We start from the raw sequence: 17,099 nt of genomic DNA, 5'->3' as shown, positions 1-17,099 counted from the left end.
CAGTACGACAGTGAAGACGACGACGATGTTCCACAAGATCGCCAACCCGCGACGCACGACGCTGGCGCACCTCAAGGACGCCGACGAACTGCGGCTCCCGGAGCAGCAGGAGCACTCCGTCGACCTCCCGGCCCAGACCGCCAACCCCAGGCGCACCATCCTCATGGAGATCCCCGTGACCTCCTCCGCCGAGTAGGTACGCGCACCGGCCGCCGCATGTTCAGGGAGGCCGGTCACGGATGTCAAGGGCGTCTCCGGCCGGGGACGCCCTTCCGCGTTAGCCTGGAGCGTCAGACTCCAGCCAGCTCAGTCAAGGGGCCAACCAACCCGTGCGCATCGCCAGGTTCTCCATCGACGGGAACGTCGCCTTCGGCGCGGTCGAGGGCGACAAGCCGGACGAGCTCGTCCTCGACATCATCAAGGGCATCCCGTTCACGGAACACGAGCTCTCCGGCACCAAGGTGCCGCTGAGCAAGGTCCGGCTGCTGCCACCCGTGCTCCCCAGCAAGATCGTGGCCTTCGGCCGCAACTACGCCGAGCACGCACGCGAACTCGGCAACGAGGTGCCAGACGCCCCGTTCGCCTTCTTCAAGCCCTCCACCTCCGTGGTCGGACCCGGGGACGACATCCAGTACCCGTCCTACTCCGAGGACCTCCACCACGAGGCCGAACTGGCCGTGGTGATCGGCCGCATGTGCCGTGAGGTCCCGCGCGAGCGCGTCAAGGACGTGATCTTCGGCTACACCTGCGCCAACGACGTCACCGCGCGGGACGTCCAGAAGCGCGAGAAGCAGTGGGCCAGGGCCAAGGGCTTCGACTCCGCCTGTCCGCTCGGCCCCTGGGTGGAGACCGACCTCGACCCGGGCGACCTCACCGTCCAGCTGACCGTCAACGGGCAGCAGCGGCAGCTCGGCCGCACCAGCGAGATGATCCACTCGATCGAGGATCTGATCGTCAACATCACCGAGGCCATGACGCTGCTCCCCGGCGACGTGATCCTCACGGGCACCCCGGCAGGGGTCGGCCCGCTCGCTGTCGGCGACGAGGTCTCCGTCAGCATCGAAGGCATCGGCACTCTCACCAACAAGGTTGTCAAGCGTGGCTAGCGCACCCGGCTCCCCCGTACGTGTCCGTTTCTGTCCGTCGCCGACCGGCAACCCCCACGTGGGCCTGGTCCGTACGGCCCTGTTCAACTGGGCGTTCGCCAAGCACCACCAGGGCACGCTGGTCTTCCGCATCGAGGACACCGACGCGGCCCGCGACTCCGAGGAGTCCTACAACCAGCTCCTGGACTCGCTGCGCTGGCTGGGCTTCGACTGGGACGAGGGTCCCGAGATCGGCGGCCCGCACGCGCCGTACCGCCAGTCGCAGCGGATGGACCTCTACAAGGACGTCGCCGAGAAGCTCCTCGCCGCCGGTCACGCCTACCGCTGCTACTGCTCCCAGGAGGAGCTGGACACCCGCCGCGAGGCCGCCCGCGCCGCGGGCCGGCCCTCCGGCTACGACGGTCACTGCCGCGAGCTGACCGCCGCGCAGGTCGAGGAGTACCAGGCCCAGGGCCGCACCCCGATCGTCCGCTTCCGGATGCCCGACGAGGCGATCACCTTCACGGACCTGGTCCGCGGCGAGCTGACCTTCACCCCGGAGAACGTCCCGGACTACGGCATCGTCCGCGCCAACGGCGCCCCCCTGTACACGCTGGTCAACCCGGTCGACGACGCCCTGATGGAGATCACCCACGTCCTGCGCGGCGAGGACCTGCTCTCCTCCACCCCCCGCCAGATCGCCCTGTACAAGGCACTGATCGAGCTGGGCATCGCCAAGGAGATCCCCGCCTTCGGCCATCTGCCGTACGTGATGGGCGAGGGCAACAAGAAGCTCTCCAAGCGCGACCCCGAGTCGTCCCTCAACCTCTACCGGGAGCGCGGCTTCCTCCCCGAGGGCCTGCTCAACTACCTCTCGCTGCTCGGCTGGTCCCTCTCGGCCGACCAGGACATCTTCACGATGGACGAGGTGGTCGCGGCCTTCGACATCGCGGACGTCAACCCCAACCCGGCGCGCTTCGACCTGAAGAAGTGCGAGGCGATCAACTCCGACCACATCCGGCTGCTGGACGTGAAGGACTTCACCGAGCGCTGCCGTCCGTGGTTGCGGGCCCCGTTCGCCCCCTGGGCGCCGGAGGACTTCGACGAGACGAAGTGGCAGCGGATCGCCCCGCACGCCCAGACCCGCCTCAAGGTCCTCTCCGAGATCACCGACAACGTCGACTTCCTCTTCCTCGCCGAGCCGGCCGTCGACGACGCGAGCTGGACGAAGGCGATGAAGGAGGGCTCGGACGCCCTGCTCGCCACGGCCCGCGAGAAGCTGGCCGAGGCCGACTGGACCAGCCCGGAGGCGCTCAAGGAGGCCGTCCTGGCCGCCGGCGAGGCCCACGGCCTCAAGCTCGGCAAGGCCCAGGCGCCGGTCCGCGTCGCCGTCACCGGCCGCACGGTCGGCCTGCCCCTCTTCGAGTCCCTGGAGGTCCTGGGCAAGGAGAAGGCGCTGTCCCGTATCGACGCGGCACTGGCCAGGCTCGCTGCGTAGACCGTCCCGCGCCTGGGAGGCGCGGCGGACCGTCGGCGCCTGTGAGGTTGCGGCAGACCGTCCGGCGCCTGTGAGGTGCGGCACCCCGTCCGGGTGTCGCACCTTCGCCGTTCCGCCGGACGCGCCGGCCCTCTCCGGGTTACCGTCGGCGTCATGGCGATCACAGCCGTCGTCTGGGACGTCGACGACACTCTCTTCGACTACACGACCGCCGACCGCGAGGGCATGCGCGGCCACCTCGCGGTGGAGGGCCTCCTCGACCGGTACGGCACCGCCGAGCGGGCGCTGAAGCGGTGGCGGGAGGTCACCGAGCAGCAGTGGGCGCGCTTCTCCGCCGGCGGTCTCACCTTCGAGGAGCAGCGCCGTGACCGGGTCCGGGCCTTCCTGGAGCGGGAGATGACCGACACCGAGGCCGACGCCTGGTTCCAGCGATACCTCGCGCACTACGAGACCGCCTGGGCCCTCTTCCCGGACGTCCTGCCCGTCCTGGACGCCCTCGCCGCCAGCCACCGGCACGCGGTGCTCTCCAACTCGAGCATCCACGTCCAGGACCGCAAGCTGCGCGTCCTCGGCGTCCACGACCGCTTCGAGTCCATCCTGTGCGCGGCCGAGCTGGGCGTCTCCAAGCCCGACGCCGCGGCCTTCCTCGCCGCTTGCGAGGCCCTCTGCCTCCCCCCGCACGAGGTGGCGTACGTCGGCGATCATCCCGAGATCGACGGCCGGGGCGCGGCGGACGCCGGGCTGCTCTCGGTGTGGATCGACCGCCACGGCGGCACGGCCACCGTCGACCTCCCGTCCGGACGGCATCGGATCATCACCCTCGCCGAACTGCCCGCGCTCCTCGGCGCCGATACCCGTTTTGGAGCGCAGTCCACCTTCGGGTAATGTTCTTCCTGCGCCGCCGGGGAGCGGGCCGAGAGGCCGGGCCCTGGGGGAGCGAACTAGAACAAGATCCCCTACGGGGCTTGAGTTCCAGTGGCCTATGGTGTAATTGGCAGCACGACTGATTCTGGTTCAGTTAGTCTTGGTTCGAGTCCAGGTAGGCCAGCTCGCAGAGCTTATCTGCGCCGCGGATGACATCCGCAAAGCCCCCGTTGTGTAGCGGCCTAGCACGCTGCCCTCTCAAGGCAGTAGCGCCGGTTCGAATCCGGTCGGGGGTACAGATCCTTCCCGCGGGAACAGTCCGGGTCGCACCCGTTGTTGCCGACGCAGGATCGCTAGGGCCCCCGTTGTGTAGCGGCCTAGCACGCCGCCCTCTCAAGGCGGTAGCGCCGGTTCGAATCCGGTCGGGGGTACTGACTGGTCTAAACCACTTTGGTCTATGGTGTAATTGGCAGCACGACTGATTCTGGTTCAGTTAGTCTTGGTTCGAGTCCAGGTAGACCAGCTCGGACCTGCGGAAACGCAGCGTCCAGGCCCCCGTTGTGTAGCGGCCTAGCACGCCGCCCTCTCAAGGCGGTAGCGCCGGTTCGAATCCGGTCGGGGGTACATCTCAGGGAAGGCCCTCCACTTCGGTGGGGGGCCTTCGCTTTTCCCGCCCGGAATCGCGTACGGCGGCTCACTCGAAGCCGTAGCGCCGCGCGGACTCCTCCTCCTGGGCCAGCCGGTGCAGCGCCTGGAGCATCGGCTCGACCAGGATCGTGCCCAGCACCGCCGCCTCGACCCGCTCCGTCTCCGACTCCCGCGTCTCCACGAAGTCCAGGTCCAGGGCGGCCGCGCGGTGCATCAACCGGGCGTAGGCAACGAGGAGTTCGGCGTCCCAGTCGTAACCGAGCCGCCGCATCGCGGCCACCGCCACCACCAGTGAGCGGTAGGACGGCGAGACGCTGGTGAGCAGTTCGGCGTTCCGCCAGCCCAGGGTCCGCAGGAGTTCGCCCGCCTCGCGGTGGGCGGCCCGGAGATACTCGTCGTCCGCGTCCGGCTCCGGGACGTGGGGCAGCGCCCACAGGGCCGCGCCGAGGCGGATCGTGCGGCCCAGGGACTCGTCGTCGACATGCCCGAGGACCTCCCGGACCGTGGCCACCGGCACCCGGCCCACCTGGATCATCGCCCGCACCAGCCGCAGCCGGCGCAGATGCTCCTCGTCGTACTCGGCGGTCGTCGCGTTGACCTGGCGGCCGGGCGGCAGCAGTCCCTCGCGCAGGTAGTACTTGATCGTCGCGGTGGACACCCCGCTGCGTTCGCTCAGCTCGGCCAGTCGCATCCCTTGCGGTCCTCCTTGGTCAGCTTCACTATCCAAGCATGGCCGCCCGGAGCGTCGTCAGCCGACGAGGAGGGTGCATAGGTCCACGGAGTCCACGGAGTCCGCGCAGTCCGCCGCAGCCGGCCGCACCACCGCCGACGCCCGCGGTGACGTGGTCGTCCTGCTCATCGGGGCGCGCGTCAATCACTTCCGGGCCGTGCACCAGTGGATCCCGGTCATGGTGGCGATGTTCCGCATGCTGGCCGAGCTGAGGAAGGACCCGAGCCGCGGACCGCTCCACGGGGTACTGCTGACGGCCTCGCCGCGGACGTACCACGTCGTCCAGTACGGGAGTCCGCGGAGAAGCCGTACGCCTACGCGAGTGCGACCGACGCGTTCCATCACGTGGCGTGGACCCGGATCAACCGCATGGGACGGGGCGGGAAGGTGCGCGGGCACGTGGGGGTCTGGCACGAGGCGTACGTCGTGCCCGAGGGGCGGTACGAGGCGGTCCACGGCGGCATGCCGGGGTTCGGGCTCGCGGCGGCGCACATCCAGGTGTCCTCGGGGGAGCGGGGGCGTTCCGCGAACGGCCGACCTGGCGCTCCCCGTCGTCGTAGAGGGCTCGGGGGAAGGGGGTGCGGGGTGGGAGCGTGCCGCGGCGTTGAGGCCCGCTCTGTTCCCCGTCCCCTGTCCGTGGCCGTGTCCCGTGTCCCCCTGTTCCGTGTCAGCCGGTGCGGCGCAGCGCCTCCGACAGGCGGCCCGCCGCGTCGATGACCGCCTGGGCGTGCATCCGGCCCGGGTGACGGGTCAGGCGCTCGATGGGGCCCGAGACCGACACGGCGGCCACCACACGGTTCGACGGGCCCCGCACCGGCGCGGAGACCGACGCGACGCCGGGCTCGCGCTCGCCGATCGACTGGGCCCAGCCCCGACGTCGTACGCCCGACAGGGCCGTCGCCGTGAAGCGGGCGCCCTGGAGGCCGCGGTGGAGGCGCTCGGGCTCCTCCCAGGCCATCAGGATCTGCGCCGAGGAACCCGCCTTCATCGTGAGCGTCGAGCCGACCGGGACCGTGTCCCGCAGGCCGGACAGGCGCTCCGCCGCGGCGACGCAGATGCGCATGTCGCCCTGGCGGCGGTAGAGCTGGGCGCTCTCGCCCGTGATGTCCCGGAGGTGGGTGAGCACCGGGCCGGCGGTCGCGAGGAGACGGTCCTCACCCGCCGCCGCGGCCAGTTCGGCCAGGCGCGGACCGAGGATGAACCGGCCCTGCATGTCCCGCGCCACCATACGGTGGTGTTCCAGGGCCACGGCCAGACGGTGGGCCGTGGGTCGTGCGAGTCCGGTGGCGGCGACCAAGCCCGCGAGGGTGGCCGGACCGGACTCCAGGGCGCTCAGGACAAGGGCTGCCTTGTCCAGAACGCCGACGCCGCTACTGTTGTCCATGAAACGATATTCCCGTCTCACTCTGTGAAACGCAAGTTCAATTTTCCGTGAGACGCGCAACCCTTGGATGCACAGCGGCCCGAGGAACCGACGGGCCTGGCGGCGGGTGCCCGGGAAGCAGGGGCGGTCGCAGAGCCGGAGAGGCGCGTGCCGCCTCCACAAGATCTCTAGTTGGGCCGGCGCGGCTTGCCGGTCGGAGGGAAAGCGATGGGTAGGACACTCGCGGAGAAGGTCTGGGACGACCACGTCGTCCGGCGCGCCGAGGGCGAGCCCGACCTCCTCTTCATCGATCTGCACCTGCTGCACGAGGTGACCAGCCCGCAGGCCTTCGACGGCCTCCGTAAGGGCGGCCGACAGGTGCGGCGCCTCGACCTCACCATCGCCACCGAGGACCACAACACCCCGACCCTCGACATCGACAAGCCGATCGCCGACCCCGTCTCGCGCGTCCAGCTGGAGACGCTGCGCAGGAACTGCGCCGAGTTCGGCGTCCGGCTGCACCCGCTGGGCGACATCGAGCAAGGCGTCGTGCACGTCGTCGGCCCGCAGCTCGGACTGACCCAGCCCGGCATGACCGTCGTCTGCGGCGACTCCCACACCTCCACGCACGGCGCCTTCGGCGGCCTGGCCTTCGGCATCGGCACCTCGCAGGTCGAGCATGTGCTGGCCACCCAGACGCTGCCGATGGCCCGCCCGAAGACCATGGCGATCACCGTCGACGGCGAACTGCCCGACGGCGTCACCGCCAAGGACCTGATCCTCGCGATCATCGCGAGGATCGGCACCGGCGGCGGTCAGGGCTACGTACTGGAGTACCGCGGCTCCGCCATCGAGAAGCTCTCGATGGAGGCCCGGATGACCATCTGCAACATGTCGATCGAGGCCGGCGCCCGCGCGGGCATGATCGCCCCCGACGAGACCACCTTCGCGTACCTCAAGGGCCGCCCGCACGCCCCCAAGGGCGAGGACTGGGACGCCGCCGTCGCGTACTGGAAGACGCTGAGGACGGACGAGGACGCGGAGTTCGACGCCGAGGTCGTCATCAAGGCCGACGAACTGTCGCCGTTCGTCACCTGGGGCACCAACCCGGGCCAGGGTGCGCCGCTTTCGGCAGCCGTCCCCGACCCGGCATCGTACGAAGACGCTTCGGAGCGCAACGCCGCCGAAAAGGCCCTGGAATACATGGGGTTGGAGGCCGGTCAGCCGCTGCGTTCCATCAAGGTGGACACCGTCTTCGTAGGTTCCTGCACCAACGGGCGGATCGAGGACCTGCGCGCGGCCGCCGAGATCGTACGCAGCCGCAAAGTCGCCGAGGGCGTACGGATGCTGGTCGTCCCCGGCTCCGCGCGGGTGGGTCTCCAGGCCGTCTCCGAGGGCCTGGACGTCGTCTTCAAGGAGGCCGGCGCCGAATGGCGGCACGCGGGCTGCTCGATGTGTCTGGGCATGAACCCCGACCAGCTGGCGCCGGGTGAGCGCTCCGCGTCCACCTCCAACCGCAACTTCGAGGGCCGGCAGGGCAAGGGGGGGCGTACGCACCTGGTGTCGCCGCAGGTCGCGGCCGCCACGGCCGTCCTGGGCCACCTGGCCTCCCCGGCCGACCTGTCCGCCGCCGAGACCCGTACGCCCGCTGGAGTCTGATCAGTCATGGAAGCATTCACCACGCACACCGGCCGGGCCGTCCCGCTGCGCCGCTCCAACGTCGACACCGACCAGATCATCCCCGCTCACTGGCTCAAGAAGGTCACGCGGGACGGGTTCGAGGACGGGCTGTTCGAGGCCTGGCGCAAGGACGGGTCCTTCATCCTCAACCAGCCCGAGCGCAAGGGCGCGACCGTCCTGGTCGCCGGCCCCGACTTCGGGACGGGCTCCTCCCGCGAGCACGCCGTCTGGGCGCTCCAGAACTACGGCTTCAAGGCCGTGATCTCCTCCCGCTTCGCCGACATCTTCCGGGGTAACTCGCTGAAGAACGGCCTGCTCACGGTCCTTCTGGAGCAGAAGATCGTGGACGCGCTGTGGGAGCTGACCGAGCAGGACCCCACCGCCGAGATCACCGTCGACCTGGAGAGGCGTGAGGTGCGCGCCGAGGGCATCACCGCCGCCTTCGAACTCGACGAGAACGCCCGCTGGCGGCTGCTGAACGGGCTGGACGACATCTCCATCACGCTTCAGAACGAGCCCGACATCGCCGCGTACGAGGCCAAGCGACCGTCGTACAAGCCGAGGACGCTCCCGGCCTGAGCCGCCGGGGACGACCGGCCGGAGACGACCGGCCTTGGTCGAATTCCGGCCACCGCGAATGCCTTCCGTACCCCCGATCGGCCCGATCGGGGGTACAGCCATGTCTGCACCCGTTCGGCCCCGCAGGTCTTCGCCGTATCTCCCAACTTCCCACGTTAAGGCGGTGGTTACCGGGGTAAGCGCCCTTTGAGGACGTGACTTCCCGAGGTGCCGGGAACGCCGCTCTGCGCGACAGTTGCCCCCTGAGCGGGCGACAACTCGCCCCAGATGGCACAATCTGTGCATGGAACACGACGGCCAACTCGAGCTCTATACGGCGGTCGCGAACCAGCTCAAGGAAGCGCACGCAAGAGTGCGCGCACTGCAAGTCCCGGAGGGCGTACGGATGGCGCTGACCCGGAAGCTGCTGGTCATTACGGCCGCGGCCAAGCACGATCTCGCCGACGCGACAAGGCGGCTGGAGCGGTTCATCGCGGACCTCGACGCGGGACGCACCCCCGAAGAGGAGCGTTGATCGCCTCCGGAGCAGCCGAGTTCGTTGCGGCACAAGGGTGATTAGCCCGTTTCGTGTTTGATTTGCGGTATATATCTGCCTAACGTGCGAAAACGCTTGAACACTTTCGTTCTGGCAATGTCTCCGAAGGGGAAGACGTGAACAAGGCGCAGCTCGTAGAAGCGATTGCCGACAAGCTCGGCGGCCGTCAGCAGGCCGCCGACGCGGTCGACGCGGTCCTGGACGCCATCGTCCGCGCGACCGTCGCGGGGGACAGGGTCTCGGTCACCGGCTTCGGATCGTTCGAGAAGGTCGACCGCCCGGCCCGCTACGCCCGCAACCCCCAGACGGGCGAGCGGGTTCGGGTCAAGAAGACGTCCGTGCCGCGCTTCCGCGCGGGCCAGGGCTTCAAGGACCTGGTGAGCGGTTCGAAGAAGCTGCCGCGTGGCGGCGAGGTCGCCGTCAAGAAGGCCCCCAAGGGCAGCCTGACCGGCGGTGCCACCGCCACGGTCAAGAAGGCCGCCGCGAAGAAGTCCGCCCCGGCGAAGAGGGCGACGGCCGCCGCGAAGAAGGCGACGCCGGCGAAGAAGACGACGACCGCGGCGAAGAAGACCACCGGCGCCGCCAAGAAGTCGACCGCCAAGAAGTCGACCGCCCAGACGGCGACGCCGACCGCGAAGAAGACCACGGCGAAGACGGCCACGGCCCAGAAGACCGCCGCCAAGAAGGCCCCGGCGAAGAAGGCGACGGCCAAGAAGGCCCCCGCCAAGAAGTCGAGCGCCCGCAAGACCGCCGCCAAGAAGACCACCGCTCGCTGAGGCGCAAGCGTTCCACGGCACTCACGCGCCGGGCCGGACTCCCTCTCGGAGTCCGGCCCGCGGCGTTTTCCCGGACGTGCAGGTCGGCGGGCCGGCGGGTCAGAACGTCTGGAGGGTGACGAGGGTGACGCGCCGGGAGTCGCCGTCGCCCTCGGTCTCGATGCGCACGCGCTGTCCGGGGCGCAGCAGCCTCAGCCCGCCCGCGTCGAACGCCGGCGCGTCGAAGGGCAGCGGGGTGCCGTCGTCCAGCAGCACCTGGCCGCTGCGGGTGCCGGGGTCGTACGTGTATGCGGTGGCCTGCATGACCGGCAGCCTACTGCCCCGGAATCAGCAGGCGCGCGGCCACGGCGGCCGTTCGGGGACCCACCCCGAGCGCCAGGGCCGCCCGCAGATCCTCGCCGGTGTCCACGTCCTGGCGTACGGAATCGACCGCCGACGGCCGCAGCTCCACGGCGCCGGACGCGCGGTGGCGGGCTCGGGAATCGCTACCGAAAGCGGGGAGCAATTCACGGCCGGGGGCCACGGCGAGAAGTGTTGTACCGATTGCTGCCGCATCGGGGAGAAAAGCACGGGGAAATTCATCGGCGGCTTCCAGTACACGCGCCAATTCCGGTGGACGCAGTGCCGGCAGATCGGCGTTGAGAGCGGCCACCGCACTGTCGGGACGTGTGGCGCGCACGGCGGCCGCCGCATGTGCCAGGGCGGCGTTCAGCCCCGCGCGCGGTTCGTCGGGGACGATACGGGCGCCGAGCGCCGCGAGTTCGCGCCCGGCCAGCCCATCGTCCGTGACCACTGCCACATCGCGCACCGCGGCGCACGCCAGCGCGGCCGCCACGGTGTCCACGGCGAAGGCCAGGGCGAGGCCCGGACGCAGTGCGTCGGCGGCGGTGTCCGCGAGCCTGCTCTTGGCCAGCGCCAAGGGCTTCAGGGGGATGACCAAGCTCCACTGCACCGACGTACCGTCCCTCTCTTGTCGGGGACATTGTCCCCCGCTCCTTCCGGCACCGGTTCGGTCGGGGCGTACGGTGTCCTCGACAGACCGGCGGCCCGGCGCGACACTTGTCCGGCCCCGGCCCGGAGGAAGTCAGGGAAGTCCCGAAGGAAGGTGTCCGCGTGCCCCGCCGCAGAATCGGTTTCTGGTATCGCTTCGCAGCGGTGCTCTGCAAACCGCCGCTGGTGATTCTGATCAAGCGGGACTGGCGCGGAATGGAGCACATCCCGGCCGAGGGCGGGTTCATCACCGCGGTGAACCACAATTCGCACGTCGACCCGTTCGCATACGCGCACTACCAGTACAACACCGGACGGGTGCCGCGATTCCTGGCGAAGAGCGCGCTTTTCGGGAAGGGGTTCGTGGGCGCGGCGATGCGCGGCACCGGCCAGATCCCCGTCTACCGCGAGTCCACGGACGCGCTCAGCGCCTTCCGGGCCGCGATCGACGCCGTGGAGCGCGGCGAATGCGTCGCCTTCTACCCGGAGGGCACCCTCACCCGCGACCCCGACGGCTGGCCGATGACCGCCAAGACCGGGGCGGCGCGCGTCGCCCTCCAGACCAAGTGTCCGGTGATCCCGGTCGCGCAGTGGGGTGTCAACGCACTGCTGCCGCCCTACGCCAGGAAGCCCGACCTCCTGCCGCGCAAGACCCATCACGTCCTGGCGGGCCCGCCCGTGGACCTCTCCCGGTTCTACGACCGGGAGATGACTCCCGAACTGCTGAAGGAGGCGACGGAGGCCATCATGGCCGCCGTCACCCGCCAGCTGGAGGAGATCCGCGGCGAGAAGGCGCCCGACCAGCCCTACGACCCGCGCCGGGAGCGGATCGAGCAGCGGCGCCGGACCCAGGCGCAGACCAGCTACGGCAGGTCCCAGGCGCGGACCGGCCACAAGGGGGAGAACAGCAAGTGAGCAAGCCCGTCAAGGCCGCCGTCTTCGGCACCGGATCCTGGGGTACGGCCTTCGGCACGGTGCTCGCCGACGCGGGCTGCGAGGTGACGCTGTGGGCGCGCCGCGCCTCGCTCGCCGACACGGTCAACTCCACGCGCACCAACCCGGACTACCTCCCCGGTGTCGAACTCCCGGAGAACCTCCGTGCGACCGCGGACCCCGCCGAGGCCGCCCGCGACGCCGACTTCACCGTTCTCGCGATCCCGTCGCAGACCCTGCGCGCCAACCTCGCCGCCTGGCGCCCGCTGCTCGCCCCGGACACCGTCCTCGTCTCACTGATGAAGGGCGTCGAACTCGGTACGACCATGCGGATGAGTGAGGTGATCGAGGACGTCGCCGCAGTGGGCCGGGACCGGATCGCCGTGGTCACCGGGCCCAACCTGGCCAAGGAGATCGCCTCGCGCAGGCCGGCCGCGTCCGTGGTCGCCTGCACCGACGAGAGCGTCGCCCAGCGGCTCCAGGCGGCCTGCCACACGCCGTACTTCCGCCCGTACACCAACACCGACGTCGTCGGCTGCGAACTCGGCGGTGCGGTGAAGAACGTCATCGGGCTCGCCGTCGGCATCGCGGACGGCATGGGCCTCGGCGACAACGCCAAGGGCTCGCTCATCACACGCGGGCTCGCCGAGACCACCCGGCTGGGCCTGGCGATGGGCGCCGACCCGCTGACCTTCTCCGGACTCGCCGGCCTCGGCGACCTGGTGGCGACCTGTTCCTCGCCGCTCTCGCGCAACCACACCTTCGGCACCAACCTCGGCAAGGGCATGACCCTCCAGCAGACCATCGCGGCCACCAGGCAGACCGCCGAGGGCGTCAAGTCCTGTGAGTCCGTGCTGGATCTGGCCCGCCGGCACGGTGTCGACATGCCCATCACGGAAACCGTCGTCGGCATCGTCCACGAGGGCAAGCCGCCGGTGGTCGCCCTCAAGGAGCTGATGTCGCGCAGCGCGAAACCCGAACGACGCTGAGCGACCCCCCTGAGTCGACGCTGTATCCGCGCCCTACCACCGGGTACTCTCATGCCGATATGAGCACCGAGAACCTTCCCCAGAGCCCTGAGCAGCCGTCTCGTAAGCCGCGTGTGGCCGTCGTGTTCGGCGGACGCAGCTCCGAGCACGGGATCTCCATGGTCACCGCCGGCGCCGTCCTCAAGGCCATCGACCGGACGAGGTACGAGGTCCTGCCGATCGGTATCACCCGGGAAGGCCGTTGGGTGCTCACCGCCGACGAGCCGGAGCGGATGGCGATCACCGAGCGCCGTACGCCCAGCGTCGAGGAAATGGCCGACTCGCAGGAGGGCGCCGTGGTGCTCTCCGTCGACCCCGCGAACCGCGAAGTCGTCTACAGCGAGCCCGGTTCGGTACCCAAGGCCCTCGGGGACGTCGACGTGGTCTTCCCGGTCCTGCACGGCCCCTACGGCGAGGACGGCACCCTCCAGGGGCTGCTGGAACTGTCCGGCGTGCCGTACGTGGGCTCGGGTGTGCTCGCCTCGGCCGTCGGCCAGGACAAGGAGTACATGAAGCGGGTGTTCACCTCCTTCGGGCTCAAGGTCGGCCCGTACGTGGTGATCCGCCCGCGCGAGTGGGAGCGGGACGAGTCCGCCGCCCGCAAGAAGATCGCCGACTTCGCCGGTGAGCACGGCTGGCCGCTGTTCGTGAAGCCCGCGCGCGCGGGTTCGTCGATCGGCATCACCAAGGTCGACGACCTGTCGGGGCTGGAGGAGGCCATCGCCGAGGCCCAGCGCCACGACCCGAAGATCCTCGTCGAGGCCGCGCTGCGCGGCCGCGAGATCGAGTGCGGCGTGCTGGAGTTCGAGGACGGGCCGCGCGCCTCCGTGCCGGCCGAGATCCCGCCGCCGGACGCGCACGCGTACTACGACTTCGAGGCCAAGTACATCGACTCGACCCCCGGTCTGGTGCCGGCCCCGCTGACGCCCGAGGAGACCGCGCAGGTCCAGAGGCTCGCGGTGGACGCCTTCGAGGCCGCCTCCTGCGAGGGGCTGGTCCGGGCGGACTTCTTCCTCACCGAGGACGGCGAGTTCGTCATCAACGAGATCAACACGATGCCGGGCTTCACGCCGATCTCGATGTACCCGCAGATGTGGCGGGCGAGCGGCGTCAGCTACCCGGAGCTGATCGACCTCCTCGTCCAGGCGGCCCTGCGCAGGTCCACGGGCCTGCGTTGATCCGGACCGGACCGGTCCGGACCGATCCGGGACCGGTCCGGCCGGATGCTCTAGTCGGCGATCCCCACGGGGATCGCCTTCTTGATGGCCGGCGCCAGATCGATCAGAGCCCCGGAGTCGTCCGCGCCCTCGAGCACCGTCACCTCGACGTACGCGCTCCGATTGGCCGTGGTGAAGCGGTTGCCGCCGCCGTCCCGCTGCTCCATCAGCCAGTCCACGCCGTTCACTCCGCCCGCCACCGCGTCCGGGTCGGCCCCCACCGGGACCTTCGGGTCGGTCATCTTCGGCGGCCGCGTGACACCGCAGCGCAGTATGATCGCCGGGCCTCCCCAGCCCGCTGTCAGCGCGGAGGCGGGCTCGGGATCGTGGCGGCTCTCACCGTCCACCTTCGACGGCAGTACCTTGTCCAGGTTCCGGCACAGCTTCGTGGCGTTCACACCGGGGCTGGGAACCGCCGTCGAGGCGCTGTCGTCTGCTGAGGAGCAGCCCGCGGTCGTGATCAGCAGGACGAGGGCGGGCAACCCGAAGACAGTGCGGTGCCGGTGACGGAAAAGGTTCACCGGTCAAGGGTAGACGGGGGCTACAGATGCACGACCGGGCAGGTCAGTGTGCGGGTGATCCCGTCCACCTGCTGGACCTTGGCGACCACCATGCGACCGAGATCGTCGACCGTGTCGGCCTGGGCCCGCACGATCACGTCGTACGGACCCGTGACGTCCTCGGCCTGGACGACCCCAGGAATCCTGCCGATCGATTCGGCGACGGTCGACGCCTTGCCGACCTCCGTCTGGATCAGGATGTACGCCTGTACCACGGAACCTCCAGGGCGGCCACGAGGATCATGTGGGGAAAAGGAACGCCACGGTATCGCGTCGCCGCCCGCCGCGGGGAGACCTGCGGGAACCAAGGCTCGCGCGCCGGGGTGCGGGCAGGACAGAAGTTGACGGTCTCCTCGACCGTATCGAGGACACTGGTGACGCGCGACCGGGCACGAACAGGGACAGAAGGGGAGCTGGGGCGATGAAGGGCACTGTTGGTGAGCTCGGGGAGTTCGGGCTCATCAGGGAGCTCACCTCCCGTCTCACCACCACGCCGGCGGTCCGGGTCGGACCCGGTGACGACGCCGCGGTGGTGGCCGCGCCCGACCGCCGGGTCGTGGCGAGCACCGACATCCTGCTGGAGGGCCGGCACTTCCGCCGCGACTGGTCCACGGCCTACGACGTCGGCCGCAAGGCCGCCGCCCAGAACCTCGCCGACATCGCCGCGATGGGCGCCGTACCGACCGCGCTGCTCCTCGGCCTCGTCGTGCCCGGCGAACTGCCGGTCACCTGGCCCACCGAGCTGATGGACGGCCTGCGCGACGAGTGCCAGGTCGCCGGGGCCTCGGTGGTCGGCGGCGACGTCGTACGCGGCGACACCATCATGGTGTCGATCACCGCGCTCGGAGATCTGCGCAACCAGGAGCCGGTCACCCGGTCCGGCGCCCAGCCCGGCGACCTCGTCGCGGTGACCGGCTGGCTGGGCTGGTCGGCCGCCGGGTACGCGGTCCTCGCCCGCGGTTTCCGCTCGCCGCGCGCCTTCGTCGAGGCCCACCGTCGCCCCGAGCCGCCGTACCACGCCGGTCCCGCGGCCGCGGCGCTGGGCGCGACCTCGATGTGCGACGTGAGCGACGGGCTCATCGCGGACCTGGGACACATCGCGGAGGCCAGCAAGGTCCGCATCGACATCCGCTCCGGCGCGATCGACGTGCCCTCCCAGATGAACGACATCGGGCAGGCCGTCGGCGTCGACCCCATCCAGTGGGTGCTGACCGGCGGAGAGGACCACGCGATCGTGGCGACCTTCCCGCCCGACGTGAAACTCCCGGCCCGCTGGAAGGTGATCGGTGAGGTCCTCAACCCCTCCGCCCTGCCCCAGGTGACGGTCGACGGGGCGCCCTGGACCAGCAAGGGCGGCTGGGACCACTTCGGGGACATGGAGTCGTGATCCCCCCGAGGGTGCTGACGGTGGCCGGATCGGACTCCGGCGGCGGCGCGGGCATCCAGGCCGACCTCAAGACGATGCTCGCGCTCGGCACGCACGGCATGAGCGTGATCACCGCGGTCACGGCGCAGAACTCCCTCGGCGTGCACGGCGCCTGGGAGCTGCCCGTGGAGGCGGTGCGCGCCCAGTACCGCAGCGTCGTCGACGACATCGGCGTCCAGGCCGTGAAGACCGGGATGCTGTCCTCCGCCGAACTCGTGGAAGCCGTGGCCGAGTTGATCGCCGACACGGATGCTCCGGTGGTCGTCGACCCGGTCGGCGTCTCCAAGCACGGCGACCCGCTGCTGGCCGCCTCCGCCCTCGACTCCGTCCGCGGCACACTGCTTCCCGTCGCCACCGTCGCCACGCCGAACCTCGACGAGGTGGCCCAACTGACCGGCGTGCGGGTCGGGTCGGAGCGCGGACTCCGGCAGGCCGCGGCTGCCGTCCTGGCGTACGGGCCGCGCTGGGTGCTGATCAAGGGCGGTCATCTGCCCGGCGACGCCGTCGACCTGCTCACCGACGGCTCCGAGGAGCACTGGCTGCGCGCGCCCCGGTTCGACAACCGGCACACGCACGGCACGGGCTGCACCCTCGCGTCGGCGATCGCGGCGCGGCTCGCGCAGGGGGACACCGTGCCGGAGGCGGTGGCGGCGGCCAAGGAGTACGTCACCGGGGCGATCGCCGGCGGGTTCGCGCTCGGCGCCGGGATCGGGCCCGTGGACCACGGCTGGGCCCTCGGGGCTCGGCGCGGCGGCGGAGCGGGTTAGCCCCGCGGGCAGGTCGCCCCCGGCCGGGCGCACCGACTCCGGCTACCGCACTGCTCGCCGACGCGAGCGCCGCCGGGCGGGCCCAGTGCCGTCAGTCGCCCGGAACGGTGGACGTCGAGGCGTACGGCCCGGCGTCGATCACGTCGCGGGCAGGCGCCGCCTCGTTCTCGGAGGGCGGGCCGGCCGGCGATGCCGCCTGGATCTGGATAAGGGGGACGTTGCCCGGCGTCGGGGTGGCCCTTCGGGGGGCGAGGCGGCGGTCCGGCGTCGGGGTGACCCTCGGGGGTCGAGGCGGTCGACGGAGACGCCGTCCCGGTGCCGAGCAGCGGGAGGGCGAGCGCGGCGCGGGGGGTCGCCGGGGGAGGGGGTGCCGCCGTCCGTGCGCGGGTCCAGGGGCCCGCAGTGGCGAAGCGGATGGGC

At 70.6% G+C, this 17,099-nt stretch carries 19 protein-coding genes, 5 tRNA genes and 1 pseudogene; 19 read left to right on the top strand and 6 right to left on the bottom strand.

Features of this window, described 5'->3' with window-relative positions; genetic code table 11:
• Positions 1–10 precede the first annotated feature (10 nt).
• From ACZ5Y0_RS23975 to ACZ5Y0_RS23935, 9 genes are all read left to right on the top strand, one after another.
• Positions 11–196, top strand: coding sequence for a hypothetical protein (locus ACZ5Y0_RS23975; protein ID WP_356562054.1), 186 nt, complete (start codon positions 11–13; stop codon positions 194–196).
• A 133-nt stretch (positions 197–329) separates the two neighbouring features.
• Positions 330–1,106 (top strand): fumarylacetoacetate hydrolase family protein, encoded by a 777-nt coding sequence (locus ACZ5Y0_RS23970; protein ID WP_469130722.1) that lies wholly within the window; start codon positions 330–332, stop codon positions 1,104–1,106.
• Positions 1,099–2,583 carry a glutamate--tRNA ligase gene (gltX, locus tag ACZ5Y0_RS23965; protein ID WP_469130721.1) on the top strand — a complete coding sequence of 495 codons (1,485 nt, stop codon included), beginning with the start codon at positions 1,099–1,101 and terminating at the stop codon, positions 2,581–2,583. Before ACZ5Y0_RS23970 ends, gltX begins: the two co-directional genes overlap by 8 nt.
• Before the next feature lie 153 nt (positions 2,584–2,736).
• Positions 2,737–3,468 (top strand): HAD family hydrolase, encoded by a 732-nt coding sequence (locus tag ACZ5Y0_RS23960; RefSeq protein ID WP_469130720.1) that lies wholly within the window; start codon positions 2,737–2,739, stop codon positions 3,466–3,468.
• A gap of 91 nt (positions 3,469–3,559) precedes the next feature.
• Positions 3,560–3,631 (top strand) — tRNA-Gln (locus tag ACZ5Y0_RS23955).
• A gap of 39 nt (positions 3,632–3,670) precedes the next feature.
• Positions 3,671–3,743: transfer RNA gene (locus ACZ5Y0_RS23950), tRNA-Glu, on the top strand.
• A gap of 62 nt (positions 3,744–3,805) precedes the next feature.
• Positions 3,806–3,878: transfer RNA gene (locus ACZ5Y0_RS23945), tRNA-Glu, on the top strand.
• 20 nt (positions 3,879–3,898) lie between these two features.
• Positions 3,899–3,970: transfer RNA gene (locus ACZ5Y0_RS23940), tRNA-Gln, on the top strand.
• 28 nt (positions 3,971–3,998) lie between these two features.
• A tRNA-Glu gene (locus ACZ5Y0_RS23935) sits at positions 3,999–4,071 on the top strand.
• Positions 4,072–4,141: 70 nt separating this feature from the next.
• Here the strand turns inward: ACZ5Y0_RS23935 and ACZ5Y0_RS23930 are convergent.
• Entirely contained in the window at positions 4,142–4,786 is a 645-nt protein-coding gene (locus ACZ5Y0_RS23930) for a MerR family transcriptional regulator (protein ID WP_469130719.1), read from the bottom strand.
• Between the two features lie 151 nt (positions 4,787–4,937).
• On the opposite strand from ACZ5Y0_RS23930, the pseudogene ACZ5Y0_RS23925 reads away from it, so the two are divergent.
• A pseudogene (locus tag ACZ5Y0_RS23925) lies at positions 4,938–5,362 on the top strand (DUF4188 domain-containing protein); the annotation flags it as partial.
• Positions 5,363–5,492: 130 nt separating this feature from the next.
• On the opposite strand, the gene ndgR reads toward ACZ5Y0_RS23925, so the two are convergent.
• A complete protein-coding gene (ndgR, locus tag ACZ5Y0_RS23920; RefSeq protein WP_028806673.1) occupies positions 5,493–6,209 on the bottom strand; it encodes an IclR family transcriptional regulator NdgR in 717 nt (238 codons plus the stop codon).
• Positions 6,210–6,416: 207 nt separating this feature from the next.
• Between ndgR and leuC the strand changes: the two genes are divergently transcribed.
• The 4 genes from leuC (at position 6,417) to ACZ5Y0_RS23900 (ending at position 9,758) form a co-directional block, all read left to right on the top strand.
• Entirely contained in the window at positions 6,417–7,847 is a 1,431-nt protein-coding gene (gene leuC / locus ACZ5Y0_RS23915; protein ID WP_469130718.1) for a 3-isopropylmalate dehydratase large subunit, read from the top strand.
• Positions 7,848–7,853: 6 nt separating this feature from the next.
• The gene (gene leuD / locus ACZ5Y0_RS23910; protein WP_469130717.1) at positions 7,854–8,447 is read left to right on the top strand and encodes a 3-isopropylmalate dehydratase small subunit; all 594 of its coding nucleotides are present in this window, start codon (positions 7,854–7,856) and stop codon (positions 8,445–8,447) included.
• Between the two features lie 283 nt (positions 8,448–8,730).
• On the top strand, positions 8,731–8,961 hold the full coding sequence (locus ACZ5Y0_RS23905) for an SCO5555 family protein (protein WP_469130716.1): 231 nt from the start codon (positions 8,731–8,733) through the stop codon (positions 8,959–8,961).
• Between the two features lie 137 nt (positions 8,962–9,098).
• Positions 9,099–9,758, top strand: coding sequence for an HU family DNA-binding protein (locus ACZ5Y0_RS23900; RefSeq protein ID WP_469130715.1), 660 nt, complete (start codon positions 9,099–9,101; stop codon positions 9,756–9,758).
• A gap of 99 nt (positions 9,759–9,857) precedes the next feature.
• On the opposite strand, the gene ACZ5Y0_RS23895 is transcribed toward ACZ5Y0_RS23900, so the two are convergent.
• Together ACZ5Y0_RS23895 and cofC are read right to left on the bottom strand one after the other, a co-directional pair.
• Entirely contained in the window at positions 9,858–10,061 is a 204-nt protein-coding gene (locus ACZ5Y0_RS23895; RefSeq protein WP_469130714.1) for a hypothetical protein, read from the bottom strand.
• Positions 10,062–10,071: 10 nt separating this feature from the next.
• On the bottom strand, positions 10,072–10,710 hold the full coding sequence (gene cofC / locus ACZ5Y0_RS23890; RefSeq protein ID WP_469130713.1) for a 2-phospho-L-lactate guanylyltransferase: 639 nt from the start codon (positions 10,708–10,710) through the stop codon (positions 10,072–10,074).
• 161 nt (positions 10,711–10,871) lie between these two features.
• Here cofC and ACZ5Y0_RS23885 point away from each other — a divergent pair, with 161 nt between their 5' ends.
• From ACZ5Y0_RS23885 to ACZ5Y0_RS23875, 3 genes are read left to right on the top strand one after another with little or no spacing between them, the layout of a single operon-like run.
• Positions 10,872–11,663 (top strand): lysophospholipid acyltransferase family protein, encoded by a 792-nt coding sequence (locus tag ACZ5Y0_RS23885; RefSeq protein ID WP_469130712.1) that lies wholly within the window; start codon positions 10,872–10,874, stop codon positions 11,661–11,663.
• Positions 11,660–12,670 (top strand): NAD(P)H-dependent glycerol-3-phosphate dehydrogenase, encoded by a 1,011-nt coding sequence (locus tag ACZ5Y0_RS23880; RefSeq protein WP_469130711.1) that lies wholly within the window; start codon positions 11,660–11,662, stop codon positions 12,668–12,670. The genes ACZ5Y0_RS23885 and ACZ5Y0_RS23880 overlap by 4 nt, the downstream gene beginning before the upstream one ends.
• A 59-nt stretch (positions 12,671–12,729) precedes the next feature.
• A complete protein-coding gene (locus ACZ5Y0_RS23875; RefSeq protein WP_469130710.1) occupies positions 12,730–13,887 on the top strand; it encodes a D-alanine--D-alanine ligase family protein in 1,158 nt (385 codons plus the stop codon).
• A gap of 50 nt (positions 13,888–13,937) precedes the next feature.
• On the opposite strand, the gene ACZ5Y0_RS23870 is transcribed toward ACZ5Y0_RS23875, so the two are convergent.
• Together ACZ5Y0_RS23870 and ACZ5Y0_RS23865 are read right to left on the bottom strand one after the other, a co-directional pair.
• Complete coding sequence (locus ACZ5Y0_RS23870) at positions 13,938–14,447, bottom strand: DUF3515 domain-containing protein (RefSeq protein ID WP_469130709.1); 510 nt, start codon at positions 14,445–14,447, stop codon at positions 13,938–13,940.
• A gap of 20 nt (positions 14,448–14,467) precedes the next feature.
• Positions 14,468–14,701: an Lrp/AsnC family transcriptional regulator gene (locus ACZ5Y0_RS23865; RefSeq protein ID WP_469130708.1), complete on the bottom strand. Its 234-nt coding sequence runs from the start codon at positions 14,699–14,701 to the stop codon at positions 14,468–14,470.
• A gap of 206 nt (positions 14,702–14,907) precedes the next feature.
• Between ACZ5Y0_RS23865 and ACZ5Y0_RS23860 the strand changes: the two genes are divergently transcribed.
• The gene (locus ACZ5Y0_RS23860; RefSeq protein WP_469130707.1) at positions 14,908–15,873 is read left to right on the top strand and encodes a thiamine-phosphate kinase; all 966 of its coding nucleotides are present in this window, start codon (positions 14,908–14,910) and stop codon (positions 15,871–15,873) included.
• Positions 15,873–16,679 carry a bifunctional hydroxymethylpyrimidine kinase/phosphomethylpyrimidine kinase gene (gene thiD, locus ACZ5Y0_RS23855; RefSeq protein WP_469130735.1) on the top strand — a complete coding sequence of 269 codons (807 nt, stop codon included), beginning with the start codon at positions 15,873–15,875 and terminating at the stop codon, positions 16,677–16,679. Before ACZ5Y0_RS23860 ends, thiD begins: the two co-directional genes overlap by 1 nt.
• Positions 16,680–17,099 lie beyond the last annotated feature (420 nt).

Source organism: Streptomyces sp. NPDC033216 (assembly GCF_055577115.1).
The sequence above is the reverse complement of the archived record's forward strand: the minus strand, read 5'-3'. Positions and strand labels throughout refer to the sequence as shown.